Source organism: Solwaraspora sp. WMMB762, from assembly GCF_049179115.1.
GTDB lineage: Bacteria > Actinomycetota > Actinomycetes > Mycobacteriales > Micromonosporaceae > Micromonospora_E.
This window is the reverse complement of the sequence record NZ_JBMHMD010000001.1, coordinates 6,293,260-6,314,512: the sequence shown is the minus strand read 5'-3', so window position 1 is coordinate 6,314,512 and position 21,253 is coordinate 6,293,260. Positions and strand designations below refer to the sequence as shown.

The 21,253-nt window shown below is 72.7% G+C and carries 22 protein-coding genes; 9 read left to right on the top strand and 13 right to left on the bottom strand.

Annotated elements, in window-relative coordinates:
- Positions 1–38 precede the first annotated feature (38 nt).
- Together ACN27J_RS28340 and ACN27J_RS28335 are read right to left on the bottom strand one after the other, a co-directional pair.
- The gene (locus ACN27J_RS28340; protein WP_421370909.1) at positions 39–635 is read right to left on the bottom strand and encodes a hypothetical protein; all 597 of its coding nucleotides are present in this window, start codon (positions 633–635) and stop codon (positions 39–41) included.
- Positions 636–691: 56 nt separating this feature from the next.
- Entirely contained in the window at positions 692–1,222 is a 531-nt protein-coding gene (locus ACN27J_RS28335) for a M48 family metallopeptidase (RefSeq protein ID WP_421370907.1), read from the bottom strand.
- 484 nt (positions 1,223–1,706) lie between these two features.
- Between ACN27J_RS28335 and ACN27J_RS28330 the strand changes: the two genes are divergently transcribed.
- The 3 genes from ACN27J_RS28330 (at position 1,707) to ACN27J_RS28320 (ending at position 4,581) form a co-directional block, all read left to right on the top strand.
- Positions 1,707–1,874 (top strand): DUF5679 domain-containing protein, encoded by a 168-nt coding sequence (locus ACN27J_RS28330; RefSeq protein WP_233606684.1) that lies wholly within the window; start codon positions 1,707–1,709, stop codon positions 1,872–1,874.
- A gap of 258 nt (positions 1,875–2,132) precedes the next feature.
- On the top strand, positions 2,133–3,242 hold the full coding sequence (locus ACN27J_RS28325; protein ID WP_421370905.1) for a hypothetical protein: 1,110 nt from the start codon (positions 2,133–2,135) through the stop codon (positions 3,240–3,242).
- Between the two features lie 10 nt (positions 3,243–3,252).
- Positions 3,253–4,581 carry an ABC1 kinase family protein gene (locus ACN27J_RS28320; RefSeq protein ID WP_421370902.1) on the top strand — a complete coding sequence of 443 codons (1,329 nt, stop codon included), beginning with the start codon at positions 3,253–3,255 and terminating at the stop codon, positions 4,579–4,581.
- Between the two features lie 64 nt (positions 4,582–4,645).
- Here the strand turns inward: ACN27J_RS28320 and ACN27J_RS28315 are convergent, their stop codons facing one another.
- The 4 genes from ACN27J_RS28315 to ACN27J_RS28300 form a co-directional block, all read right to left on the bottom strand.
- The gene (locus tag ACN27J_RS28315) at positions 4,646–4,789 is read right to left on the bottom strand and encodes a hypothetical protein (RefSeq protein WP_199757942.1); all 144 of its coding nucleotides are present in this window, start codon (positions 4,787–4,789) and stop codon (positions 4,646–4,648) included.
- A gap of 85 nt (positions 4,790–4,874) precedes the next feature.
- Complete coding sequence (locus ACN27J_RS28310; protein WP_421370900.1) at positions 4,875–5,279, bottom strand: WhiB family transcriptional regulator; 405 nt, start codon at positions 5,277–5,279, stop codon at positions 4,875–4,877.
- A gap of 138 nt (positions 5,280–5,417) precedes the next feature.
- Positions 5,418–5,744, bottom strand: a complete 327-nt coding sequence (locus ACN27J_RS28305; RefSeq protein ID WP_421370897.1) for a hypothetical protein — start codon at positions 5,742–5,744, stop codon at positions 5,418–5,420.
- 93 nt (positions 5,745–5,837) lie between these two features.
- Positions 5,838–8,042 (bottom strand): ATP-dependent DNA helicase UvrD2, encoded by a 2,205-nt coding sequence (locus ACN27J_RS28300; RefSeq protein ID WP_421372547.1) that lies wholly within the window; start codon positions 8,040–8,042, stop codon positions 5,838–5,840.
- Positions 8,043–8,203: 161 nt separating this feature from the next.
- Between ACN27J_RS28300 and ACN27J_RS28295 the strand changes: the two genes are divergently transcribed.
- The 4 genes from ACN27J_RS28295 (at position 8,204) to ACN27J_RS28280 (ending at position 10,534) form a co-directional block, all read left to right on the top strand.
- Positions 8,204–8,449: a mycoredoxin gene (locus ACN27J_RS28295; protein ID WP_278167195.1), complete on the top strand. Its 246-nt coding sequence runs from the start codon at positions 8,204–8,206 to the stop codon at positions 8,447–8,449.
- 161 nt (positions 8,450–8,610) lie between these two features.
- Positions 8,611–9,792 carry a helix-turn-helix domain-containing protein gene (locus ACN27J_RS28290; protein ID WP_421370895.1) on the top strand — a complete coding sequence of 394 codons (1,182 nt, stop codon included), beginning with the start codon at positions 8,611–8,613 and terminating at the stop codon, positions 9,790–9,792.
- 16 nt (positions 9,793–9,808) lie between these two features.
- On the top strand, positions 9,809–10,045 hold the full coding sequence (locus tag ACN27J_RS28285; RefSeq protein ID WP_278167193.1) for a DUF397 domain-containing protein: 237 nt from the start codon (positions 9,809–9,811) through the stop codon (positions 10,043–10,045).
- Between the two features lie 249 nt (positions 10,046–10,294).
- A complete protein-coding gene (locus tag ACN27J_RS28280) occupies positions 10,295–10,534 on the top strand; it encodes a hypothetical protein (RefSeq protein WP_421370893.1) in 240 nt (79 codons plus the stop codon).
- An 87-nt stretch (positions 10,535–10,621) separates the two neighbouring features.
- On the opposite strand, the gene nudC is transcribed toward ACN27J_RS28280, so the two are convergent.
- From nudC to ACN27J_RS28255, 5 genes are all read right to left on the bottom strand, one after another.
- The gene (gene nudC, locus ACN27J_RS28275) at positions 10,622–11,569 is read right to left on the bottom strand and encodes an NAD(+) diphosphatase (RefSeq protein WP_421372545.1); all 948 of its coding nucleotides are present in this window, start codon (positions 11,567–11,569) and stop codon (positions 10,622–10,624) included.
- A gap of 70 nt (positions 11,570–11,639) precedes the next feature.
- Complete coding sequence (locus tag ACN27J_RS28270; protein ID WP_421370891.1) at positions 11,640–13,022, bottom strand: M16 family metallopeptidase; 1,383 nt, start codon at positions 13,020–13,022, stop codon at positions 11,640–11,642.
- Positions 13,019–14,326 (bottom strand): M16 family metallopeptidase, encoded by a 1,308-nt coding sequence (locus tag ACN27J_RS28265; protein WP_421370889.1) that lies wholly within the window; start codon positions 14,324–14,326, stop codon positions 13,019–13,021. The genes ACN27J_RS28270 and ACN27J_RS28265 overlap by 4 nt, the downstream gene beginning before the upstream one ends.
- Before the next feature lie 46 nt (positions 14,327–14,372).
- The gene (locus ACN27J_RS28260) at positions 14,373–15,320 is read right to left on the bottom strand and encodes a hypothetical protein (RefSeq protein WP_421370888.1); all 948 of its coding nucleotides are present in this window, start codon (positions 15,318–15,320) and stop codon (positions 14,373–14,375) included.
- 60 nt (positions 15,321–15,380) lie between these two features.
- Positions 15,381–15,578, bottom strand: a complete 198-nt coding sequence (locus ACN27J_RS28255; RefSeq protein WP_278167188.1) for a hypothetical protein — start codon at positions 15,576–15,578, stop codon at positions 15,381–15,383.
- A 367-nt stretch (positions 15,579–15,945) separates the two neighbouring features.
- Between ACN27J_RS28255 and ACN27J_RS28250 the strand changes: the two genes are divergently transcribed.
- Complete coding sequence (locus tag ACN27J_RS28250; RefSeq protein ID WP_421370887.1) at positions 15,946–17,868, top strand: glycoside hydrolase family 15 protein; 1,923 nt, start codon at positions 15,946–15,948, stop codon at positions 17,866–17,868.
- A complete protein-coding gene (locus tag ACN27J_RS28245) occupies positions 17,865–19,265 on the top strand; it encodes a glucose-6-phosphate dehydrogenase (RefSeq protein ID WP_421370886.1) in 1,401 nt (466 codons plus the stop codon). The genes ACN27J_RS28250 and ACN27J_RS28245 overlap by 4 nt, the downstream gene beginning before the upstream one ends.
- Positions 19,266–19,340: 75 nt before the next feature.
- On the opposite strand, the gene ACN27J_RS28240 is transcribed toward ACN27J_RS28245, so the two are convergent.
- Both ACN27J_RS28240 and cspE read right to left on the bottom strand, forming a co-directional pair.
- Positions 19,341–20,678 (bottom strand): DEAD/DEAH box helicase, encoded by a 1,338-nt coding sequence (locus ACN27J_RS28240; protein WP_421370885.1) that lies wholly within the window; start codon positions 20,676–20,678, stop codon positions 19,341–19,343.
- A 162-nt stretch (positions 20,679–20,840) separates the two neighbouring features.
- The gene (gene cspE, locus ACN27J_RS28235) at positions 20,841–21,044 is read right to left on the bottom strand and encodes a transcription antiterminator/RNA stability regulator CspE (RefSeq protein WP_123605346.1); all 204 of its coding nucleotides are present in this window, start codon (positions 21,042–21,044) and stop codon (positions 20,841–20,843) included.
- Between the last annotated feature and the right edge of the window lie 209 nt (positions 21,045–21,253).

The following is a 21,253-nucleotide window of genomic DNA, read 5'->3' as shown; positions in this document are numbered from 1 at the left end:
CCGTTGACCGACCGGCCCCGTTGACCGACCGGCCGGGTTCAGCCGGCGGTCAGCAGTGCGCGGGTGGTCTCCCAGCCTTCGACGGCCGGGTTCAGGGCCGCCAGGTCCGCCGGGCCGCGCAGCCGACGCCAGGGCGGCGTGACCGCCACCTGCCCCGGGTGCGGCGCCGCCGCCCGCACGGCCTGCGGATCGGCGGCGAGGTCCAGCGTCGGCAACCAGCCCGGCGCGGGCAGTTGGGCCGCCACGCCGAGCAGTCCCCCGCCGTCACCGCCGGCCGGTGCCACCGCCACCGGCCGGGTGGTGATCGGCCGCAGCAGCTTGCCGATCAGCAGGCCGGGCAGGTCCGGCGCGTCGGCGGCGAGCACCGCAGCCTGGTCGTAGCCGGCTGATGCGGCGGCGGCCAGCGCGGCGTTGACCGAGATCTCCGGCAGCTGGTGGATCGGCATGTCGGGCCAGGCGATCGACCTGGCCAACGGCAGGTCGGCTGCGTTCGCGGCGATCGCCGGTTCCACCTGGCTCAGGGTGGCGAGCAGGTCGACCAGGTCCTCGGCCAGGGCGGCCCGCCAGGTGGCGGGGTCGGTGCCGGGCGGGGACCAGTCGACCGGGTGCAGGAGGATGACCACGGCGCGGCGCATCTGACCCACTCTAGCGGCGGCGCACTCGGCAGGGTCGGCGCACTCGGCAGGGTCGGTCAGTCGGCCAGGACGAAGCCGCTGGCCGCCGCCACCCCTTCCAGGTAGCCGCGGGCCCGTTCCGCCTTGGGGTAGCGGCCGACGAGCTCCCAGAACCGGGCGTTGTGGCTCGGCACGACCAGGTGCGCCAACTCGTGCAGCAGGACGTAGTCGATGACCCAGTCCGGCATCTCCTGGATCCGGTGGGATATCCGGATGGTTCGGTCCGCCGGGGTGCATGACCCCCAGCGGCTGTTCTGGTTGGTCACCCACCGGACGCTCGCCGGGACCACGACCCGGGCGTGTTCCGGCAGGTAGCGGTCAACCAGCCGGCGGGCCCGGCCGATCAACTCACTGTCCGACCGGCGGAGGCGTTCCTCCCGGGCCGCCAGCCGGGCGAGCATCCGGTCCACCCACTCGGACTCCTCGGCCCGGGAGAACTGGTCCGGGATGAGGATGACGACGCGTTCGCCCTCCCGGTACGCGGACACCGTCCGGCGTCGGCGCTGGCTGCGCCGCACCTCGACGACCGGCTTACGCGCCCCTGCCATCAGCGGCCCGCGCAGCCCCGGGTTTCGCTCACGATGGCACGCTAATCCGTACTGACCAGGGGAACGCAAGAGGCAACGCTGTGCAGCGAGGGAGAATCACCCCTTTTGGGGCCTATTGTCGCGAAAAAAGTTACCCACTCGACCGCCGTACGTCGCGCCCGAGCCGCCCAGGATCACCGTAGGCGATCGCGAAGAAGTTTTCACCTCCACCCCCCGGCCCATGATCGCCTGCGGATCTTCTCCCGGCGTGTCACTGCGAATCTGACTTATCCGATCTATTGCGGCATGCACACTCTCGACGTCGACTTACTCACAGTGTCGGTGAATTGTTGACATGGAACCGCCCAGTCCTGGGTAGGGTCCGCGGACCGGCGGTCAACAGTGGCCGCGGAGAAAATCCCAGCGCGCGGCGCCGCCGACGGTCGCCGCGAGCGGGTGCACGCCGGGTCTGCAACCACCCGGCGAGGAGACGAGGAGGGGCACCGTGGCCGACCAGGCCCAGACCTACAACGGTTACTGCGTGAAGTGCAAGGAGAAGCGCGATTTCGAGGGCACCGTCGAGGTGTCGAAGACCGGCATGAACATGGCCAAGGGCAAGTGCCCGGTCTGCGGCACAACAGTCAACCGGATCTTGGGCAAAGCCAAGGTCTGACTCGCGGCGCTGCGTCGAAGGGGCGGCCGGAGCCGCCCCTTCGACGCGTGGCCGGCCCCGCCCGACGGCCCACCACAGAACACCCCGACCAACATCGAGTGGCACACCACTACACGCTGCGTCATGTCCGAGCCGCGACACCACCCCGACCGGGCTGTGGAAAACCCGCCGGAACCTGTGGATAACCGAGGATGTGCGGGGCACAGGCTGTGGATAACGAGCCAACGAGCGTTTCGTTACGGTGACAGTCTGTTGTTCATGCCCACCAATCCCCTGCTCAGGCCGACTCTGTTGCCCGGCCTGGCCCGCCTCTGGCGGGACCGCGCCACCCTGCAGCTCGGCTCGGATCCGGCGCACGCCGTACTGCTCGACCTCACCGACCCGGCACAGTCCCGGCTGCTCGACCTCCTCGACGGCAGCCGGTCGACCCGCGCCGTACTGGACCACGCCGCACGGCTCGGCGTCCCGGCCGACCAGGCCCGGCATCTGCTGGACATGCTGATCGCCCGGGGCCTGATCGTCGGCGCGCACACTCTGCTGCCAGCGAACCTGCCGGAGCACGCCCGGCACCGGTTGACCGCCGAGGCGACCGCCCTGGCGCTGCGCCGCGACGAACTTCCCGGCACCCCGGCGCAGATCCTGCGCCGACGTGCCGCCGCCCGGATCGTGCTGACCGGCCGGGGCCGGCTGGCCCGGCCGCTGGCCGTCGCGGTGGCCGAGGCGGGGATCGGCCACGTCGCCATCGACCTGACCGGCACGCGCGATGCCCGCGACGCCGTCGCCACCGCCGTCAGCCGGGCCGTCCCGGGAGTCGAGACCCGCCCGGTACGGCGCGGCCAGGCCACCCTGACGGTGCTGCTCGGCGCCGACCGGCCGGCCAACCTGCTCGCCGCGAGCTACGCCCGGCACCGGCAGGCCCACCTGCTGGTCGACATCCGGGACCGGACGCCGGTAGTCGGCCCGCTCGTGCCGCCGACCGGTACCCCGTGCCTGAACTGCCTGGACCTGCACCGTCGGGACCGGGATCCGGGCTGGCCGCAGCTGGCGTCCCAGTTGTGCGCGATCGGCCCGGCGACGATCTGCGACTCGGCGACCCTGCTGGCCGCGGTGAGTGTCGGGACGGCCGAGATCCTGGCGTTCGTCGACGGTGGGAGCCCGGAGACGATCGGGGCGGCGCTCGAGGTGCACGCCCCGGCCCGGCTGCGGCGCCGGGCCTGGCCTGCCCACCAGGGTTGCCACTGCCACCGCCGCCGTCGCCCGCGCCGCTGCACACCGGGGCGGAGCCCTGCCGATGGGGTGGGCCACGCTCCGGGGGCCGGTGGCATGAGCCACGCTCAGGGAGGGGTCACGGTCCGCGATCGTCGGTAACAATGGCCAGGTGACCGAAATCCCTCGCTGGGCCGTGTCCAGGACCGCCAAACTCGCCGCGCTGCCGATCGGCTTCGCCGGCCGCACCGTCCTGGGGCTGGGCAAGCGGGTCACCGGGCTCGCCTCCGACGTGATCTCCACCGAGATCCAGGAACGCACCGCCGAGCAGCTGTTCAGCGTGCTCGGGCAGCTCAAGGGTGGTGCGATGAAGGCGGGACAGGCGCTGTCGGTGTTCGAGGCGGCGCTGCCGGAGGAGCTCGCCGCCCCGTACCGTCAGGCCTTGACCAAGCTGCAGGAGGCCGCTCCGCCGTTGCCCGCCGGATCGGTGCACAAGGTGCTGGCCGAGCAGCTCGGCGCCGACTGGCGGGAACGGTTCGTCGAGTTCGACGACCGACCGGCCGCCGCGGCCAGCATCGGCCAGGTGCACCGGGCGGTGTGGCGCGACGGCTCCGCAGCGGGCCGGCCGGTGGCGGTCAAGGTGCAGTATCCGGGGGCCGGCGACGCCCTGCTCGCCGACTTCAAGCAGTTGTCCCGGCTGAGCACCATGTTCCGGGCGATCCAGCCCGGGCTGGACATCAAGCCGCTGCTCAATGAGCTACGGGACCGGCTGGCCGAGGAGCTGGACTACGAGCTGGAGGCGGAGTCGCAGCGGGCGTTCGCCGTCGCGTACACCGACGACGACCAGATCATGGTGCCGGCGGTACTCGCCGCCGCGCCCCGGGTGCTGGTCACCGAGTGGATCGACGGCGTCCCGCTTTCGAAGATCATTTCTTCCGGTACGGCGGACCAACGCGACCGGGCCGGGCTGCTGATGGCGGTGCTGCACTTCTCCGCGCCGGCTCGGGCCGGGCTGCTGCACGCCGACCCGCACCCGGGCAACTTCCGACTGCTCGACGACGGCCGGCTCGGCGTGGTCGACTTCGGCGCCGTGGCCCGGCTGCCCGGCGGGCATCCCGAGCCGATCGGCCGGCTGGTCCGGCTGGCGCTCGACGGGGACTCCGACGCGGTGGTGGCCGGGCTGCGCGACGAGGGTTTCATCAAACCGGACGACCCGATCGACGCCCCGGCGGTGCTCGACTTCCTGCTGCCGATGCTGGCGCCGCTGGCGGCCGAGGAGTTCCAGTTCACCCGGCAGTGGCTGCGCGACGAGGCGGCCCGGCTGGCCAACCCGAAGTCACCGGCGTACCAGCTGAGCCGGCATCTCAACCTGCCGCCGGCCTATCTGTTGATCCACCGGGTGACGCTCGGCTCGATCGGGGTGCTCAGCCAACTGGAGGCCCGGGCCCGGTACCGGGACGTGGTGCGGCGCTGGCTGCCGGGTTTCGCCCCGACCGGCTGACCCGCACGCACGGATGGTGGGGTAGTGCCCGGTCCCCGCTGTGTTCAGCGGGGACCGGGCTCGGTCAGCGCCCGCTCAGGCTGCGGGCCCAGAGGTGCCGGGCCTGCATGGCGACGGTGCGGGCGGATCGGGGTGCCTCAGTACGCGCGGTGCCGGCCTGAGGCGGTTGCATTCGCGCCCGGGAGAGCGCTTCGTAGAGCAAGTGCATGACGGTTTCTCCTGTGATGGTCGGTGCTGCGGTGTGGGTGGTCTGTGCCGGCGCCCGGCCGGTGCTCGTCGTGATCCGATGCATGTCAGGCCGCCAGCCGGACGGCGCCGCGGGAGCCGGCGACGCCGTTGGCCGCCATGCGTGCCTCGACCTCGCCCCGCAGGGCGGCGTCACGGGCCAGGTCCTCCTTGCGTGGCCGGCCCCGGGGCCGCTTGCGCGGCACGACCGCACCCCGCTCGAAGATCTCGCCGCCCCAGACGCCCCACGGCTCGGCCCGCTCGATCGCCCCGGCGAGGCACTCCACCCGCAGCGGGCAGTCCACGCAGAGCGACTTGGCCAGCTCCAGCTCCGTCGGGGAGTCGGAGAACCACAGGTCAGGGTCGAACTTCCGGCACGGCAGCTCCGCCACGACGTCCGGCTGGCCCGTTGCGGCCGGCCGGCACCCCGGCTGGTAGTCGCTGCGGTCGAGAGTGGCAAACGCCAGACTCATCGCCCGGTCACCTCTTTCTTTCGCTTCGATCTCGTGGATCGCTTCCGACTTGCTCGTACCTGTGCGGCGGCAAAAACTAAGGCCGCGGATCCCGGTTGCGGGTTCCGCGGCCTCGAGGTGAGCCGGTGTGGTCTGGTGTCAGACCGGCCTTCCTCGAGGTGGAACACCGCGGGCAGCATCCATGAACGGCTTCTTGGCCGCCGGGATGGTGGTGCGAACGCTGCCTTCGGAGCTGCTGGTGCCATTGGTCGTTGCGACTACGGACGCACCCCGGAGCCGGAGCCAGCCCTGATCGACGCCAGCCCACCCGGTGACCGTGCGGTGCTGCTCGACCTGGATCTGGATCTGGTCCTGGTGCGCCCCTGCCGGGTGACCGATGGGCGCGACGGCGGCCAGATAGCCACCGACCGTCGGAGCGCAGGCAGCGGTCAGCGTCGACAGCACGGAAGTCTCGTAGCTCAGCACCGTCGTCACCTCCTGCCTGGACTCGTCACGGAAAAACCCTCCACCCCGGCGGAGCAGCGAGAACGCCCACTGCTCGCGAGGTGTGACCTGAGGCTAAGCCTCTTGCGACGCCGGGGGCAAACCATTTTCCGGGTCGGATTCCGAACTTTTTTGCCAGTCAAGATCATCTACGGCCGCGCCGCCCACCAGAGCGTGCACCGACGGACCGTAGAGCCCCAGCTTGCGGGGGCCGATCCCGGCGATCGCCAGCAGCTCAGCGTCGCTGCCGGGCCGCCGCTCGGCGATCGCCAACAGGGTCGCGTCGGTGAACACCACGTACGCCGGCACCCGCTGCTCACCGGAGACCCGCGACCGCCATGCCCGCAGCCGGTCCAGCAGCTCCTCGTCCAGATCCGACGGACAGGTGGCGCACCGGCCCAGCTTGCGGTCGACGCCGGCCAGCAACGTGGTCCCACAGACCCGGCAGGAGACCGGCTGGCCGCGGCGGCGCTCGCCGGAGCGGCCCGCCCCCGGACCGCCGCGCTGAGCACCGCCGGCACCACCGCCCGAGCGGTCCAGCTGCGGCAGGAACCGGCAGGGCCGGCGGGCCCGCCCGCCCGGCGACCGAGCGGCACCGTAGGACAGCCACAGCCACTGCCGGGCCCGGGTCACCCCGACGTAGAGCAGCCGGCGCTCCTCCTCCAGCTGCTCGGCGGTGCGGGCGTACGTGGTGGGCAGCGTCCCGTCGGCGAGCCCGACCAGGAAGACTGCGTCCCACTCCAGGCCCTTGGCCGAGTGCAGCGACGCGAGGGTGACCCCGGCGACCGTCGGCACGTGCTGCGCCGCCGCCCGCCGCTGCAGCTCGGCGCAGAAGTCGGCGAGCGGGACGGGACGTTCGCTGACCGCCGCCTCCCCCACCGGCACCAGCACCGGCTGGGCGCCGAACTCCTCGGCCAACTGGACCAGCGCGGCGAGCGCCTCCCAGCGTTCCCGCGCCGCCCCGCCGGGCGGCGGCTGGTCCGGGGTCCAACCCACCGCGGCGAGACCAGCGGTGACCGCCTCGACCAACGGGGTCTCCCCGGGCGTTGACCGGACCGCCGAGCGCAGCGCGACCATCGCCTGCCGGATCTCGGCGCGTTCGAAGAACCGCTCCGCGCCCTGCACCACGTAGGGCACCGCCGCCTCGGCGAGAGCCTTCTCGTACGCCTCGGACTGGGCGTTGGTCCGGAACAGCACGGCGATCTCGGCGGCCGGCGTACCCGCCGCGAGCAGCTCGGCGCAGCGCGCCGCGACCGCCGCCGCCTCGGCCGGCTCGTCGGTGAAGATCCGCACGTCCGGCTCCGGGCCGGGCTCGCGCTGGCCGACCAGCTCCAGCCGCAGCCGGGCCTCGGTGCCCCGGGCCTGTTTGATCACCGTGTTGGCCAGCCCCACCACCTGCGGCGTCGACCGGTAGTCGCGGACCAGTCGGACCACCACCGCGTCCCGGCGCCGACGGGCGAAGTCGACCAGGTACGCCGACGTGGCCCCGGTGAACGAGTAGATCGTCTGACTCGCGTCGCCGACCACGGTCAGGTCGTCCCGCTCCCCCAGCCAGGCGTCGAGCAGCCGCTGCTGCAACGGGTTGACGTCCTGGTACTCGTCCACCACGAAGTGCCGGTACTGGGCCCGGACCTGCTCGGCGACGTCCGGATGCTCCTCGATGCCCCAGATCGCCGCCCGCAGCACGTCCTCGAAGTCGATCACGCCGTTGCCGCGCTTGATCTGCTCGTACCCGGCGTACACCTCGGCCACCTTGGCCGGCTCGTGCGGGGTCTCCCGCAGCGCCTTCGCCGCCGCGACGGCGTACTCGGACGGCTCCACCATCGACGACTTCGCCCACTCGATCTCACCGGCCAGGTCCCGGGCGGCGGCCCGGTCGGTGCGCACCCCGACCCGACCGGCGGCGAGGGTGACCAGCCGGACCTTGCTGTCCAGCAGCTCCGGCATCTCCCGGCCGCCGAGCAGCCGGGGCGCGAAGTAGCGGACCTGGCGCAGCGCCGCGGCGTGGAACGTGCGTGCCTGCACCCCGCCCACGTCCAGCGCGCCGAGGCGGGCCCGCATCTCGGCGGCGGCCCGCGCGGTGAAGGTGACCGCCAGCACGTGCCGGGCGGCGATCTCGCCGGAGAGCACCCGGTAGGCGATCCGGCTGGTGATCGCCCGGGTCTTCCCGGTGCCGGCGCCGGCCAGGATGCAGACCGGCACCGCCGGAGCGGTCACCGCCGTACGCTGCTCCGGGTCCAGCCCGGCGAGCACTCGGCCTGGTCCTGGGTCTGAGTTGATGTCGGCCGCCACGGGTAGGAATCATCGCAGCCTCGCCCGACGTTGCACCGGCTAGCCCGGGTGCCGCCCGGGCCGGAACCACTGTGCCCCGGCGCCGCCCGGGGCCGGCGACCCGGCGGGCGAGCGCCCGCCGTGGCCCGACGACCGCGGAGGATCTGCTGATGTTGACCATGTATTCGACCAGTTGGTGTGGCTACTGTCACCGGCTCAAGTCGCAGTTCGACCGGGAGCGGATTCCGTACCAGGTGGTCGACATCGAGCAGGACACCGAGGCGGCGGCGTACGTGATGGGGGTCAACGGCGGCAATCAGACGGTTCCGACGGTCCGTTTCCCGGACGGTTCGGCATTGACGAACCCGAGTATCGTTCAGGTTCGGCAGCGGCTCAGCGACCTAGCGGCGAGCTGAGTCGCACTCACGGTCCGTCCGCCGCCGTGCACAACGTCGCATTTGGCTAACACGCCCACCAGAGGACCCCACCGAGGCAGCAATCGGGCCATACTGTTTCGGGCCGTGACCCACAACGCCGCGACATTGGCGGTCACCAAACGGATCGGGGGTGGTTTCCGGTGCAGCCCGAGGAGCCCGAGCAGCCCATACCGAGCCCGAACCTGCGTCGTCGTCGCCTCGGCGGCGAGCTGAGGCGGCTGCGGGAACACGCCGGACTGACCGGTGAGCAGGTGATCGAACGGGTGAAGTGGGCGTCCGCGTCCAAGCTCTCCCGGCTCGAGAACGGGCGCAGTCGGCCGGGGGTCGGCGACGTGATGGACCTGCTCGACCTGTATGGCGTGACCGGCACCGAACGCGACGATCTGGTCGGCATCGCCCGCGACGCCGGCAACACCCGAGCCTTTCTCAACTCGTACGCGGTGATGACCAGCCTCCAACGGGCGTACGCCGAGTTGGAGGCTGGTTGCACCGAAATCCAGGAGTACGGTGCGGTGATCATCCCGGGCCTGCTGCAGACCTCCGCCTACGCGAAGGTGCGCATCCTCGCGGCGCGCCCGCTGGTGGAGATGGTCGACGAGCGGACCGCCGGGCGCCGGACGATCCTGCAGAAGGCGACCAACCACCGGACCGCCAACCAGAAGCGCAACGCCGACGACCCGGACACCGAGGTCGCGGCCCGGCAGTCCCGGCAGTCGATGCTGCTGCGCGAGAACGGGGCACCGAAGTACACCGCGGTGCTGGAGGAGGCGGCGGTCAGCCTGCGCTGCGGCCCGCCCGACGTGATGGTGGCGCAGCTGAAGCATCTGCTCACCATGGCGCAGCTGCCCAACGTCACCCTGCGGATGCTGCCTCCCAACGCCACGGTGGCCTCCTGGTACCTGTCGGAGACCGCGTTCTCGATCTACCACTTCGCCGACCCGGAGGACCTGAGCGCGGTGGCGATCGAGACGCTCGCCGCCGACATGATCGTCAACGACGTGCCGGTGCTCGAACGGTACGGCCAGGTCTTCGACTGGCTCTGCGAGGCCGCCCGCAGCCCGCAGGAGTCGATCGACTGGCTCAGCGACGCCGTGGCCCGGCACGTCGCCGCCGGTGCCACCGAGCTCGACTCCGTACCCGGCGGTGCCGCCCCCCTCCTCCCCCACCACCCCTGCCCCGCTGTCCCCGCCCGTTGCGGGCGGGGCAGGCCCCGGCCGACCGGCCGGGCCGCCGATCCAGCGTGGACCGCACGAGCGGACCACGCGCCGGACCGGCCAGGCGATCCCGGACTGACCGACGGTCCGCCCGCCCGGTCCGCTTGACCAGCAAGGAGCAGGAATGAACCCAGCAGATCAGTCCAGCGTGCGCGTCCCCGGTCCGACCCCGCCCGCCTGGCGCAAGAGCAGCCGCAGCCAGAGCACCAACTGCGTCGAGGTCGGGGCGATCGCGGGTCACCGCGCACCGGTGCTGATGCGCGACAGCAAGGACCGCAGCGGGCCGGTGCTGTCGTTCGACCGCACCACCTGGCGCGACTTCATCGACAGCGCCAAGGACGGCGAGTTCGACCTGGTCTGACCGCCGGCACCGGACGGCAGGTCGAGCCGGGTGGCCAGCGCCACCCCGACCCGGCTCGACCCGGCACCGCCTCGACCCCGGCACCGCATCCACCGAACGGATATCAGGATCGATCCGTTCGTCAGGTTTGACCGGCCACCACAACGGGTTCTCCTCCTGCGGAGACAACCGATGGAATTTCCAGCAGGAGCCTGTCCGACCTGAGCCATCGGCCGTCCTACCCAGGTCACCGGTTGCTCGGAGTCGTTAATGCGATACCTGATCGTCCGCACGGAGATCCGCGCGGTGGCACACGACGAACTCATCGCCGCGGTCCGCACCGGCCAACGCATTCGCGACGAGCGGACCGCACCCGAGCCACGCCGGCAGACGGTCTGCGCGGAGAACCTCGAAGCGGCCATCCACCTGGCCCGTGCACTGTCCACCGTCGGGCCGGTCCGCTCCGGCCGGCAACGGGTGAAGGTGGTGCCGGTCCCGCCTATCGGCTGACCGGCACGGACCCGGAACAGACCCGACCGGCACCCCCGGCACGCACCCGACCGCGGCACCACACCCCGGCGGGGTCCGACGCGGCGGTCACCGGCCGGGGTCCGGCGCGGTCTCCCCCACCCAGCTGCGGATCAGGAAAGCGGCGATCGACGCCGGTGGCGCGAACCGGACCCGGTACCCGTCGCCGGAATCGAGCCGCTCACCCGCCAGCCCGGCGGCCACCTCGGCCCGGGTGAACCAGCGCGCCCGGATGATCTCCTCCGGGTCCGGCCGCAGCCGCTGCTCCGGGTCGACCCGGCCGAGGTAGCCCAGCATCAAAGTGCCCGGGAACGGCCAGGACTGGCTGCCGACGTACCGCGTCGCGGTCAGCGTCAGACCCACCTCCTCGGCCACCTCGCGGGCGACCGCCGACTCGGCCGACTCGCCGGGCTCCACGAACCCGGCCAGGCAGGAGTAGAGCCGGCTGGACCCGTCCCCACGCCGGGCGTGGTGGTTGGCCAGCAGGCACCGCCCGTCCGGGCCGGAACCGCCGTCGGTCAACAGCACGATCACCGCCGGATCGGTCCGTGGCCAGCTCCGCGTACCGGCGTCGTCCACCCGGGACCAGCCACCATCGGTCGCCCGGGTCGGCAGACCGGACGCCGCCGAGTAGCGGTGCCGGGCGTGCCAGCTGACCATCGCCGCGGCGGTGGTGAACAGCCCGGCGTCCCGGTCCGACAGCAGATGGCCGACCTCCCGGACGGTCACCGACCGCAGCTCCGGCTCAGCCACGGACGGCACCACCACGGACGACGGTGGTACGGCGTCGACCGCGAAGACCGGAGTGCCGTCGTCGACCGTACCGATGAAAATGCGGTCGGTGACCTCGACGGCGGGTGCCTGGTCCGGGCGCACCAGCACCAGGGCGGTCCCGTCGGCACCGTCGCGCACCAACGCCCGGCCACCCGCCGCGCCGTCCACCACCAGCACCAACGAACGTGGCCAGGCCCGCGTCAACCACTGCGGATCCCGGCGGTACGGCGCCGCCCGGTCCATCGCGGCGCGGGCCAGCGGCGGCTGCGTACCGGCGATCGGCTGCGTACCGGCGGTCGGTCCGACGGAGGTGTCACCCGGCGGCATCGGGCACTGCCGCATCAGGCCCGACCACGCCGGTGGCCGACGCGTCGGACGTTTCGACCTCGGTCAACGCGGCGACCGGACCGGCGATCCGCGCGACGTCGCCGAGCACCACCCCCATCGTCAGCGCCGGCGCCAGGTAGCGGGTCGCGGCGGCCGCCACCTCGTCGCGGGTCGCCGAGGCAAGCCGCGCGGTGTGCTCGGCGAGAAACTCCAACGGCAGGCCGAACCCGGCGTAGGTGCTGGCCAGCCCGGCCAACCCGGCCTGCGTCGACATGCCCAGCTGCAGGCTGCCGACCGCGTACTGCCGGGCCTGTTCGAGCTCGTCGACGTCGGGCGGCAGCACCGCGAGTCGGCCCAGCTCGTGCAGGGTCTCCAGCAACGCGGGCGCGGTCACCTCGGTCGCCACGTCGGCGGCGAGCATCAGCGCCGACCCGGCCACCGAGTGTTCGACCATCGAGTACGGACCGTAGCTGTAGCCCTTGTCCTCGCGGATGTTCTCCACCCAGCGGGACGAGAAGTAGCCGCCGAACACCATGTTGGCCAGCTGCAGGGCGGCGTGGTCCGGGTGCCGCCGGTCCACCGCCGGCAAGGCGATCCGCATCGACGACTGCACCGACCCGGGCCGGTCGACCAGCAGCAACGGGGCCGGACGCGGCGCGGGTGCCGCCGGCAGCGTCAACTGCCGGCCACCGGCCGGCCAGCCACCGAGCACCTGCTCGGCGGTGTCCAACGCCCGGGCAGGTGACACATCGCCGACCAGCACCAGGTGCGCCCCGGTCGGCCGGACCCGGTCGGCGTGCAGAGCGCGCAGCCCGCCCGGCCGGACGGAGCGGACCTGGTCCACCCCGGGCACCGATTCGGCGTACGGGTGCCGGCCGTACATCCGCCGGGACAGCGCGGCGCGGGCCAGGTGCGCCGGCTGGCTCAGCGCCACCTGGATCCGGTCGGCCAGCCGGGCCCGCTCGATGGCCACCTCGCCGGCCGGGTACGTCGCCCCGGTCAGCACCTCGCCGAGCAGTTCGAGCATCCGACGCAGCCCGGTGACCAGCCCGGCACCGGCGACCAGCAGCCGGTCTGCGTCCACCCCGGCGGACAGACCGCCGCCGACCGCCTGCAGCTCGGCGGCCAACTCCACGCCGGACCGGTCGACGGTGCCGGAGAACAGGGTCTGCGACAGCACCGTCGCCCTGGCCAGCGGGGCCCGCGCGAACGGCACCCAGAGCCGGATCTCGACCAGCGGCACCGACGGCCGGCGGATGGCGATCACCCGCAGCCCGTTGTCCAGCGTCCGCTCGGCCACCTTGGGCAACGGCGGTCGACGGGTCGGTCCGAGCGGCGGCAACGGCCTCCGGGCGGGGGCGGCGGTCACTGAGCTCCTCCGGGGACGACCTCGATCGTGGCGCGGCGGTGCGGGCGCAGGGTGGCGGCGGCCGCACGGACCTGTGTCTCGGTGACCGTGCCGAGCATCCGCGGCAACTCGTTGAGCAGCTCGGGGGTGCCCCGCTGCTGCTCCAGCACCGCCATCCGCAGCCCTCGGCCGAGCACCGCGTCGGTGTCGCGCAGCAGGTGGGTGGCCATCCGGGCCTGCACCCGGGCCAGTTCTCCCCGGGCGAAGCCGTCGGCGGCGAGCCGGTCGAGCTCCTCGTCGACCGCGCCGAGCACCTTGTCGACGTCGCCGCCGGGCGGCAGGTGCGCCTGCAGGACCAACGCCGACGGGTCCCGTACGTCGAACGGCTCCCCCTCGAACGACAGGTAGCCGCCGAGGCTGGTCACCGTACGGTCGCCACGCACCAGCCGCTCCACCAGCCGGGCCGCGTCACCGTCGGTGAGCACCTCGGCGAGCACCACGTACGGCAGGTAGCCGGCCAGGTCGTCGACCGGGTCCGGCACCCGCCAGGCGGCGGCCACCGCCGGCAGCGGAGCCAGCGGATCGGGGTACGTGGTGCGCCGCTCGGTGGTCAGGTCCGGCTCGGCGAAGCTGGGCCGGGCCGGCGCCGGCCGGGCCGGGACGTCCCCGAAGTGCCGCTCGATCAGGCCGGTCGCGGCGGTGACGTCGAAGTCACCGGCGACGGCGAGCACCGCGTTGCCACTGGCGTAGTAGCGGGTGAAGAACTCGGCCGCCTCCCCGACGGTGGCGCTGTCCAGATCGGCGAAGGAACCGTAGCCGTCGTGCGCGTTGGGGAAGGTGTCGAACAGCACCGGCGGCAGCCGCAGCCAGGGAAATCCGCCGTACGGCCGGTTGAGCACGTTGACCCGGATCTCCTCCTTGACCACGTCGACCTGGTTGCGCAGGTTCTCCTCGGTCAACTGCGGACCGCGCATCCGGTCGGCCTCCAGGAACAGCGCCCGCTCCAACGCGTTGCTCGGCAGCACCTCGTAGTAGTCGGTGTAGTCCAGGTGGGTGCTGCCGTTGAAGGTGCCACCGGAGCCCTGCACGTGGCGGAAGTGCGCCAGCTTCTCCAGGTTCGCCGAACCCTGGAACATCAGATGCTCGAACAGGTGCGCGAACCCGGTACGCCCCGGTGGTTCGGACCGGATCCCGACGTCGTAGACGACCGCGACACCGACCACCGGCGCGCTGCGGTCGGGCGCCAGGACCACCCGCAGACCGTTGGGGAGGGTGAACCGCTCCACCGGGTACGCGGTCGCCGGGATCCGCACTGTACGCGCCACGCACCGACCCTAACCTGTCGTCGACAGTCCTCGGCGCACCGCCGGATCATTCGACGCGTACGGATGCGTACAGGTCGTCGACCACCCAGTCGAGCTGGCGGTGGGTGCCGGGAATGGAGACGAACAGCACCGCGGCGGTCGGGCGTCCGACGTCGATACAGGCGACCGCCACCAGCTCGTCGGTGGCCTGCAGGCCGGGCTGGGTGAAGTGCAGCCGGAACACCGTAAGCCAGGCGGGTCGCCCACCGATCGGGGTCCGCTCGTCGCGGATCAGGTCCATCCGGTTGGGCTGCGGGTAGTACTCGGCACGGACGTCGGCGGCCACCTGCCGGCCGACGCACTCCAGGTCGAGGGAGAGCGCGTCGTTGTCGGCGGCCGGCACGGCGGCGGACAGGATCGAGGCGTGGTAGTCGCTGAACCCGTTGTAGTCCGCCTCGGTCACAAAGTGCTGCCCCACCTTGTACGGCACCTGCAGCGCCCCGGCGTTCCACACCGTCGACCACGGCCGCCACGGTTCGCCGTACTCGGTGTAGGAGATGCCGGCGTCCGGATCGACGGTGCGTGGCCCGGTCGGTTCGGGCAGCGCGGGACCCGGCGTCGGGTCGGCCGGCGCGGGCTGCCCGCCCGGTCCTGCACTGGGGCCGGGACAGAGCTGGGCCAGCGGCGGCCGGACATCCGGCGGCGGGTCCGGGCTGCCGAACGGGTCCGGGTTGCCGCTGAGCACCAGCACCAGCACGGCGACCAGTCCACCGGCGAGCACCACGGCGGCGGCACCGCCGAACCACCACAGTCGTACCCCGTCCCGGCCGCCGCGCCCCGGGTCGGTCGGCGGTGGCCCCGACCCCCCGGCGCCCAGGCCGGTCGGCGGCCCGGCCGGTGGGCCCGCACCGGCACCGGCGGCCGGGTACGGACGGCCGGACCGGGTGACCGGCCCGGCGGACCAGTCCACGGCGGTCCCGGACGTTGACCGGTCAGACGGCAGCGGAGCAGACATCTCTCCTAGTGAAGCACTCGACGGCGGGAAAACCGGCAGCGCCCCGACCGGTCCGGTGGATCAGCGCGGGGCCGCTTCGATGTCGGTGGACCGTACCGGCGGGTCGGGTGCGTGCAGTTCGACGACGACCGGCCCGGCGCCGGCAGTCGGACCGGTGTACCAGGGAGTGACGACAGAGGCCAGGGCCAGCAGCACGCCGAGCATCGCAACGCCGACGACGAGCAGGATCTCCCTCGTCGCGCTGGTCTCGGCTGTCATCTCCACCCGACCTCTCTGCCCGGGGGCGTCCCGGCGGCCGTGCCTCGTCCGCCACGCAAAGGATCCCGGCGGCGGGCGCGACGTGCAGTCAGCCATCGGACGAAAAGCGTGGATGTCTCGCGGATGCCGCCGCCCGTACGGACGACCCTGCTCATCCGTACGGGCGTCACTGTCCGTCGACACCGGCGGCTCCGCTAGAACGTATGGCCGGCCGCGACGACGAACGGACGGCGGACGGCGCGGCCACCGGCTCCGTCGTAGGCGTCAACCGGTCCGGCACCGGGTAGAGGGACCCGCATACCTGTCGGCAGCACGGCTCACCGGGGAGAGTGGTGCCTGACGGACCCACCATGCGGAGGAGACACCCGTGACGGACCATCTGGCGGAGATCAAAGCGCTGCCAGTGCCCGAACTCACCGACGGCTACCCGGCCATCGCCGACCACGGCCTGATCGGCGACGGCCAGACCGCCGCGCTGGTCGGCGTGGACGGCACCGTACGGTGGCTCTGCCTGCCGAGATTCGACGGCCCGGCGCTGTTCGCGGCACTGCTCGACGCCGAGCGGGGCGGCGCCTGGACCCTGCGGCCGGCCGGCCTGCGCGCCGTCCGGCAGGAGTACCTGCCGGACACCGCCGTACTGCGTACCGAACTGCACACCGCCACCGGACGCCTGGAGATCCGCGACGCGCTGCTGATCACCGCCGCGTCGGGCGAGCCGGCGGACGAGCCGGCCGACGGGGCCGGCGGTCGGCCCGACGGGGCCGGACCGGTCAGCGACCGGCCGCTCGGCACCGAACTCGGGGCGGCCTGCGGCGAGCTGGGCCGCCTGGTCACCGTCATCGACGGCACGGTCGACCTGGAGATCGGACTGACCGGCCGGGGTGGGCTGCGGACCACTCCCACCGCCGAGGAGATCGGCATCGAGTTCCTGGCCGGGAACGGCGGCCGGCTGCGGCTGACCGCCAGCCGGCCGGTACCCGGCCTGGACCGGCTGGCCGGCCGGATCCGGTTGACCGCCGGCGACCAGCTCGGCCTGGTGCTGCGCTGGGCGCAGGGTCCGACCCGGCACCGCGACGCCGATCAGCTCGCCACCGCGCTGGACCGCACCGCTGCGGCCTGGCGGACCTGGAGCCGCCAGATCAACTACGCCGGCCGGCACGCCGATCTGGTCCGCCGCAGCGCCATCACGCTCAAGCTCTGCGACGACCACGACAGCGGGGCAGTCGTCGCCGCGCCCACGTCGTCGCTGCCGGAGGCGATCGGCGGCCGCCGCAACTGGGACTACCGGTTCACCTGGGTACGCGACGCCGCGTACACCGTCTACGCGCTGCGCCGGGTCGGGATGGCCGCCGAAGCCGAGTCGTTCCTGTCCTGGGTGTTGCAGGCCTGCACCCGCGACGGCCGACCACACGTGCTCTACACCCTGGACGGCACCCGGCCGGCCCCCGAACGGATCGACCCGGACCTGTCCGGCTACCGCGGTTCCCGGCCGGTGCGCTGGGGCAACGCGGCGGCCGATCAGATCCAGCACGACGTGTACGGCGAAATCCTCGACTGCGCCTGGCAGTGGGCCCGGGCCGGCGGTGCGGTCGACGACCGGCGGTGGTCCCGGCTGACCCGGCTGGGCCGCTCGGCGTTGCAGCACTGGCGTACCCCGGACCACGGCATCTGGGAGATTCGCCACGAGGGCCGCCCGTTCACCTACTCGGTGGCAATGTGCCAGGTGGCGGCGGACCGGATGGCCCGGCTGGCGACCGCCACCGGCCGACGCGACGAGGTCGAGCAGTGGCGGCGGGCGGCCGACGAGATCCGCTCGGCACTGCTGACCGAGGCGTGGGACAACGACAACAAGCACTTCACCGAACACCTCGGCCAGCCCGGCACCGTCGACGCCAGCCTGCTCGCCCTGCCGCTGCGCCGGGTGGTCGACCCCGCCGATCCCCGGATGGTCGCCACCGTCGACGCCGTCCAGCAACGCCTCGGTGCCGGCGGCGACCTGCTCTACCGCTACCTGCCCGAGGAGTCGCCGGACGGGGTCGGCGGCGGCGAGGGAGCCTTCCTGCTCTGCTCCTTCTGGTGGGTGGACAACCTGGCCGGCAGCGGCCAACTGGACCGGGCCCACGAACTGTTCGAACAGCTCTGCGGCCGGGTGAACCACGTCGGGTTGCTCCCCGAGCAGATCGACCCCGCGACCGGCGCCTTCCTGGGAAACTTTCCGCAGGCGTTCAGTCACATCGGGCTGATCAGCAGCGCGGTCAACCTGGCCCGGTACGGAAGGATGCGGACGTGACAGCGAACGTGATCGTGCTCGGCGCCACCGGCGACCTCACCACCCGTTATCTGTTGCCCGGCCTGGCCCAGCTACGCGAGCTCGGCCGGCCGGCCGACGGGATGCGGCTGATCGGGGTGGCCCGCGACGAGCTCGACGACCGTGGCTTCCGGCACCGGGTGAGCGCCGCGCTGCGCGAGCACGCCCCCGAGGTGGCCGCCCGGGCCCGCAGCGAACTCGCCGAGTCGGCCAGCTACGTCCACGGTGACGTGACCGACCCGGAGGTGCTGGCGACGGCGCTGGGGATCGCCCGGGACGGTGAGCGGGCCAGTCACGGCGACGACGCCGTGGTGGTCTACCTGGCCCTGCCGCACCGGTTGTTCGAGCCGGTCGCGATCGCGCTGGGCCGCTGCGACCTGCCGGCCGGCATCCGGCTGGTGGTGGAGAAGCCGTTCGGCGAGGACCTGGCCAGCGCCCGGCGGCTGAACACGGTGCTGCACCAGGTGCTGCCGGACGACCGGGTGTTCCGGGTGGACCACTTCCTGGCCAAGCAGACCGTGCTGAACCTGCTCGGGCTGCGGTTCGCCAACCGGGTGCTGGAGCCGCTGTGGAGCAACACGCACATCACCGGGGTCGACATCGTCTTCGACGAGACGGTCGACGCGGAAGGTCGGTCCAGCTACTACGACCACGCCGGCGCGCTGCGCGACATGGTGCAGAACCATCTGCTGCAGCTGCTGACCCTGGTGGCGATGGAGCCGCCGCTGACCGTCGACCCGGCCGACCTGGCGGTGCGCAAACTGGACGTGCTGCGGGCGGTCCGCCCGATCCGGGCCGCCGACGTGGCCGCCTGCACGGTACGCGGTCGGTACACCGCCGGGGTGGTCCAGGGCCGGCGCGGCGAGCAGAAGGTGGCCAGCTATGTCGACGGTGCCGGGGTCGACCCGGCCCGGGACACCGAGACGTACGCCGAACTGACCGTCCACATCGACAACTGGCGGTGGTCGGGGGTGCCGTTCAAACTGCGTACCGGCAAGGCGTTGGCCGCCGACCGGCGCGAGATCGTGATCCGGTTCGCCGACGTGCCACACGCGATCTTCACCGGCCGGAACAGCCCGTGCAACGAGCTGCGGCTGCAACTCGACCCGGACCGGATGTCGCTGCGGCTCAACGTCAACGGCATCGGCGACCCGTTCGAACTGGAGCCGGTCGAGATGGTCACCGAACTGGCCCGGCAGGCACCGAGCCCGTACGGGCAGTTGCTGCTGGCCATCATCGAAGGTGACACCCGGCTCAGCGCCCAGGCGCAGGAGGCCGAGGAGAGCTGGCGGATCATCGAACCGGTGCTCGCCGGCTGGGCGCAGGGTCGGACACCGCTACGCGACTATCCGGCCGGCAGCACCGGCCCACGGCTCTGACCGCATCCGGGGTCCCGGTCGGGCCGGACCGCATCGGGGTCCGGCCCGGTCCGGGCCTGATCCGGGTCTGATCGGTCAGCGGGCCGCCGGACGGCGGGCCGGGCGACGCCGGCCGCCCGGACGGCGCCCGGGGCGCCGACCGGTACCGGTGCCGCCGGCGGTGCCGGCCGGAGTGTTCTTCGCCGCCGCGGCCCGGGTCGGCGTGGGCAGCGTGACCGGCACCCCGGACGGGGTGCGGGCGCCGGTGACCCGGGCCAGCTCCGTGTCCGCCGGGCCGACCGAGTTGCGCTGTGGACGAATCTTCGCGGCGGCCATCAGGCGGTCCATGTCCCGCCGCTGCTCGGGCAGGACCAGGGTGGCCACCACGCCGGCGGCACCGGCCCGGGCGGTACGCCCGCCCCGGTGCAGGTAGTCCTTGTGGTCCGCCGGCGGGTCGACGTTGAGCACCAGGTCGAGGTCGTCGATGTGGATGCCGCGGGCCGCGACGTCGGTGGCGACCAGCGCGGTGACCTGACCGGTCTTGAACTGCTCCAGGATGCGGTTGCGCTGCCCCTGGGACTTGCCGCCGTGCAGGGCGGCCGCCCGTACCCCGCTGGCGAGCAGCTGGCGGGCCAGCCGGTCGGCACGGTGCTTGGTGCCGATGAACATGATCACCCGGCCGTCCCGGGCGGCGATGGCCGCCGTGGTCGCCGGCTTGTCGGCGGCGCTGACGTGCAACAGGTGGTGGCTCATCGCGCCGACGGTGGCGGTCGACGGGTCGACCTGGTGTGACACCGGGTCGGTGAGGAACTCGCGGACCAGCCGGTCCACCCCACGGTCCAGGGTGGCCGAGAAGAGCATCCGCTGCCCGCCCGGCGCGACCTTGCGCAGGATCATGGTGACCTGCGGCAGGAAGCCCATGTCGGCCATCTGGTCGGCCTCGTCGAGCACCGCCACGGTGACGTCGTCGAGCTGGCACGCGCCCCGGTTGACCAGGTCGTTGAGCCGGCCCGGGGTGGCGACGACGATTTCCGCGCCGGAGCGCAGCGCGTCGGCCTGACGTTGGATCGACAGGCCGCCGACGACGGTGACGCAGCGCAGCCGCACCGCCCGGGCGTACGGTTCCACCGCGGCTGTCACCTGCTGGGCCAGCTCACGGGTGGGGACCAGGACCAGGGCCAGTGGCCGGCCGGGGCGGGCGCGCCGCCCGGCGGTACGGGCCACCAGCGGCAGCCCGAAGGCGAGGGTCTTGCCGGAGCCGGTGCGGCCGCGGCCGAGGACGTCACGGCCGGCCAACGAGTCGGGCAGCGTCGCCGCCTGGATGGGGAACGGCTCGTTGATGCCGTTCGCGGTCAACGCGGCGAGCAGGCTCGCCGGCACACCGAGGTCGGCGAACGAGGGCGTCTGGACGTGAGGAATCGTGGTGGTGCTCATTGACCGGATCGGCCTTCCGCTAGCGAGGTGGCACGTAGCGAGGAAGGCGCCGGGCGACGGGGTCGCCAGCAGCGGGTCACAAGCACGAACCAGGGTGGGACTTGCTGCGGTCCGGCTCCCGCCGCCTGAGCGGCGGGAGCCGGACCGTTCGTACCGAACAGCTCAGAGCGGGCGGATGTTGGCCGCCTGCGGGCCCTTCTGGCCCTGGGTGATCTCGAACTCGACCCGCTGGTTCTCGTCCAGGCTCCGGTAGCCGGAGGACTGGATCGCGGAGAAGTGGGCGAACACGTCGGCACCGCCCTCATCCGGGGTGATGAAACCAAAACCCTTGTCCGCGTTGAACCACTTGACGGTGCCTACTGCCATGTAACTCTTCTCCTTGATGGAACGATCGGACCCGAGACTGCCTGCGGGCCGATGTGAGATCCGCGCTTACTACGCGGACCGGCGTCGCGGTGCTGATCGCCCCATCCGGAACAGAGCCCGGACACAACAAAGAGCGCCTGGGCCGAGACCCCACAGGCGCTCGCACTGTCACTGTGACCGGCCGGCCGGCGGGTAGCACCGGGGGCGGC

Coding starts and splice junctions, on each gene's coding strand:
- ACN27J_RS28340 (WP_421370909.1), bottom strand. CDS start 635: ATGCGCCGCGCCGTGGTCATCCTCCTGCACCCGGTCGACTGGTCCCCG.
- ACN27J_RS28335 (WP_421370907.1), bottom strand. CDS start 1,222: ATGGCAGGGGCGCGTAAGCCGGTCGTCGAGGTGCGGCGCAGCCAGCGC.
- ACN27J_RS28325 (WP_421370905.1), top strand. CDS start 2,133: ATGCCCACCAATCCCCTGCTCAGGCCGACTCTGTTGCCCGGCCTGGCC.
- ACN27J_RS28315 (WP_199757942.1), bottom strand. CDS start 4,789: ATGCACTTGCTCTACGAAGCGCTCTCCCGGGCGCGAATGCAACCGCCT.
- ACN27J_RS28310 (WP_421370900.1), bottom strand. CDS start 5,279: ATGAGTCTGGCGTTTGCCACTCTCGACCGCAGCGACTACCAGCCGGGG.
- ACN27J_RS28295 (WP_278167195.1), top strand. CDS start 8,204: ATGTTGACCATGTATTCGACCAGTTGGTGTGGCTACTGTCACCGGCTC.
- ACN27J_RS28285 (WP_278167193.1), top strand. CDS start 9,809: ATGAACCCAGCAGATCAGTCCAGCGTGCGCGTCCCCGGTCCGACCCCG.
- ACN27J_RS28280 (WP_421370893.1), top strand. CDS start 10,295: ATGCGATACCTGATCGTCCGCACGGAGATCCGCGCGGTGGCACACGAC.
- nudC (WP_421372545.1), bottom strand. CDS start 11,569: ATGGACCGGGCGGCGCCGTACCGCCGGGATCCGCAGTGGTTGACGCGG.
- ACN27J_RS28260 (WP_421370888.1), bottom strand. CDS start 15,320: ATGTCTGCTCCGCTGCCGTCTGACCGGTCAACGTCCGGGACCGCCGTG.
- ACN27J_RS28255 (WP_278167188.1), bottom strand. CDS start 15,578: ATGACAGCCGAGACCAGCGCGACGAGGGAGATCCTGCTCGTCGTCGGC.
- ACN27J_RS28240 (WP_421370885.1), bottom strand. CDS start 20,678: ATGAGCACCACCACGATTCCTCACGTCCAGACGCCCTCGTTCGCCGAC.
- cspE (WP_123605346.1), bottom strand. CDS start 21,044: ATGGCAGTAGGCACCGTCAAGTGGTTCAACGCGGACAAGGGTTTTGGT.